Source organism: Neisseria sp. P0021.S005 (assembly GCF_051956955.1).
This window is the reverse complement of record NZ_JBQCWY010000380.1, coordinates 1-2,919: the sequence shown is the minus strand read 5'-3', so window position 1 is coordinate 2,919 and position 2,919 is coordinate 1. Positions and strand designations below refer to the sequence as shown.

Annotated in this window: 4 protein-coding genes; 1 reads left to right on the top strand and 3 read right to left on the bottom strand. The window is 47.9% G+C overall.

Features of this window, described 5'->3' with window-relative positions:
• On the bottom strand, nucleotides 1-107 hold a 107-nt coding region (locus tag ACTHUE_RS14450; RefSeq protein ID WP_440423832.1), incomplete at its 3' end, for a dihydroneopterin aldolase.
• Nucleotides 108-164: 57 nt separating this feature from the next.
• Between ACTHUE_RS14450 and plsY the strand changes: the two genes are divergently transcribed.
• Nucleotides 165-776 (top strand): glycerol-3-phosphate 1-O-acyltransferase PlsY, encoded by a 612-nt coding sequence (gene plsY, locus ACTHUE_RS14445; RefSeq protein WP_004520155.1) that lies wholly within the window; start codon nucleotides 165-167, stop codon nucleotides 774-776.
• A gap of 65 nt (nucleotides 777-841) precedes the next feature.
• On the opposite strand, the gene greB is transcribed toward plsY, so the two are convergent.
• Entirely contained in the window at nucleotides 842-1,333 is a 492-nt protein-coding gene (gene greB / locus ACTHUE_RS14440) for a transcription elongation factor GreB (protein WP_049336518.1), read from the bottom strand.
• Between the two features lie 74 nt (nucleotides 1,334-1,407).
• Nucleotides 1,408-2,919 (bottom strand): amidophosphoribosyltransferase (gene purF / locus ACTHUE_RS14435; RefSeq protein WP_440423830.1); only part of this gene is annotated, 1,512 nt, incomplete at its 5' end.

Genomic DNA, 2,919 nt, shown 5'->3' with positions numbered 1-2,919 from the left:
ACACTGATTTCCAAATCCAAAATCAAAGTCTGTTTACGCTCGCGTTCCCAATCATATACGCCGATTAAAGTATCGGCCTTCATGCCGTACAAAAAGATTTTATCCATTTGCCTGTCCGTTTTTTTGATAGAATAACCGTTCCCATTTTAAGTAAAGCACCCAAAATGTTCAATGTACTCGCCATTATTGCCGCCTATCTTATCGGCTCCCTGTCTTTTGCCGTCATCGTATCAAAATATTACGGCATGGACGATCCGCGCACTTACGGCTCCGGCAACCCCGGTGCCACCAACGTCTTGCGCAGCGGTAAGAAAAAAGCGGCCGCACTGACCTTGCTCGGCGATGCAGTAAAAGGCTTGGTTGCCGTCATCTTGGCACGCTGTCTGCAAGATGCTTTAGATTTATCGGATGCAACGATAGCCCTGGTCGCCATTGCCGCATTGGTCGGTCATATGTGGCCAATATTTTTCAATTTTAAAGGCGGCAAAGGCGTAGCCACCGCATTGGGTGTCTTGCTCGCCCTCTCCCCTGCAACCGCCCTGCTCTGTGCCTTAATTTGGCTGGTCATGGCATTCGGTTTCAAAGTATCCTCCCTCGCTGCACTGGTCGCCACCGTCTGTGCCCCAATCTTCGCCTTCTTCATGATGCCACACGCCTCTTGGGCATGGGCAACCGTATTCATTGCAGCATTGGTGTTGTACCGCCATAAAAGCAATATTCAAAACCTGATTCAAGGCAAAGAAAGCAAAATCGGGGATAAAGCCGGAAAATCTTAAAAGTGTAGATGGCCGTCTGAAAATATATTTTTCAGACGGCCTTTATAGTTTTTATTCACGCATAATCAGTCAATCTTAATATATTCCACCGACAGAATCTCTATAACCTCACGCCCTTCCGGTGTATTCAAGACAACTTCATCGCCTTCGCGTGCTTTAATCAGGCTGCGCGCCAAAGGGGAAATCCATGAGATTTTGTTTTTAGCAGTATCGATTTCATCTACGCCGACGATTTTGACGGTTTGTTCACGACCGTCTCCGCGCAATAAACCAACGGTGGCGCTGAAAAAAATCTGGTCCGTGGCTTCGCGCGCTTCTGGATCGACGACAACGGCGGCTTCCAAGCGTTTGGTTAGGAAGCGGATACGGCGGTCGATTTCGCGCATACGGCGTTTGCCGTAAAGATAGTCGCCATTTTCGCTGCGGTCGCCATTGCTTGCCGCCCAGTTAACGATTTGGACGATTTCTGGGCGTTCTTTGTTGACCAGATGATAAAGTTCGTCTTTCAATGCCTGCCAACCGGTAGGTGTGATGTAATTTTTGGTTTCGGTACTCATAATGTGTCTATAACATAATTAAAGGCCGTCTGAACATTAATTTTCAGACGGCCTTTATTGTAAGTCAATTTACTTTATTCTTCATCATCATCACTATCGCTGATACTGATGCTGTGTTCCATTTTGCTTGGATGAATTTTCAAACCGCCACAACCTGATTTTTCGGTAGAGAGACGGTTTAGATACGCTTCGTCGATATCGCCGGTTTGATAAACACCATTAAAGCATGAAGAATCAAAGGATTCGATTTTTGGATTGAGTGCTTTGACTACTGCTTCCAAGTCTTCTAAGTTTTGGAAGACGATGCCATCCGCGCCAATCTCGGCTGCGATTTCTGCCGCGCTGCGGCCGTTTGCAATCAGTTCTTCACGGGTCGGCATATCGATACCGTACACATTCGGATAACGCACTTCGGGAGCAGCGGAAGCAATGTAGACTTTGCGTGCACCTGCCGCGCGTACCATTTCAACGATTTCACGGCTGGTCGTACCGCGCACAATGGAATCATCCACCAACAAAACGCTTTTGCCGTTAAACTCGGTTTCCATCGGACTGAGTTTTTGGCGTACTGATTTTTTACGCGTTGCTTGTCCGGGCATGATGAAAGTGCGGCCGATATAGCGGTTTTTAATCAGACCTTCGCGATATGGTTTTTCGAGATGGACGGCAAGTTCCATCGCGCTGGGTCGGCTGGTATCAGGAATCGGCATCACGACATCGATATCATCGACAGGCAACTCGCGTTTGATTTTTTCTGCCAAAGATACGCCCATATCCATACGGGACTGATAAACGGAAACGCCATCGATGACGGAGTCCGGGCGGGCAAAATAAACATATTCAAAAAGACAAGGGCTTAATTTGGCTTTATCGCTGCATTGACGGGAAATAATCGTGCCATCAAAACCAATAAATACGGCTTCTCCCGGCTGGATATCGCGTTCCAAATCATAGGCAAGTGCATTAAAGGCAACGGATTCGGAGGCAATGGCATAAGATTTTTTGCCGGATTCGTCAATTTGCGAACCCAAAACCAACGGACGGATACCGAAAGGATCCCGGAAAGCCAGCATGCCATATCCGGCAATCATGGCTACGACACCGTATGCGCCACGCACCAAACGGTGTACTTCGGAAACGGCGTTGAAAATATTGTCGATGGTAAGTTGATAAGGGGCTGTATTTTTAGAGACTTCGCGGCGTAATTCGTGCGCGAATACATTGAGTAGGACTTCAGAATCGGAGCTGGTATTAACGTGGCGCAGGTGTTTGTTGCATACGTTTTCATAGAGCTCTTCGGTATTGGTCAGATTACCATTGTGTGCCAAAACAATGCCGAATGGGGAGCTGACATAAAACGGCTGGGCTTCTGCGCTGCTGCCCGCATTGCCTGCAGTCGGATAGCGGACATGTGCAATGCCTGCATTACCGACCAAGTCGCGCATATTGCGGGTGCGGAACACTTCGCGCACCATGCCTTTGCCCTTGTGCATATGAAATATATTGCCTTCGGCAGTAACAATACCTGCTGCGTCCTGACCACGGTGTTGCAACATCTGCAAACCATCATACAACATCTGATTGAC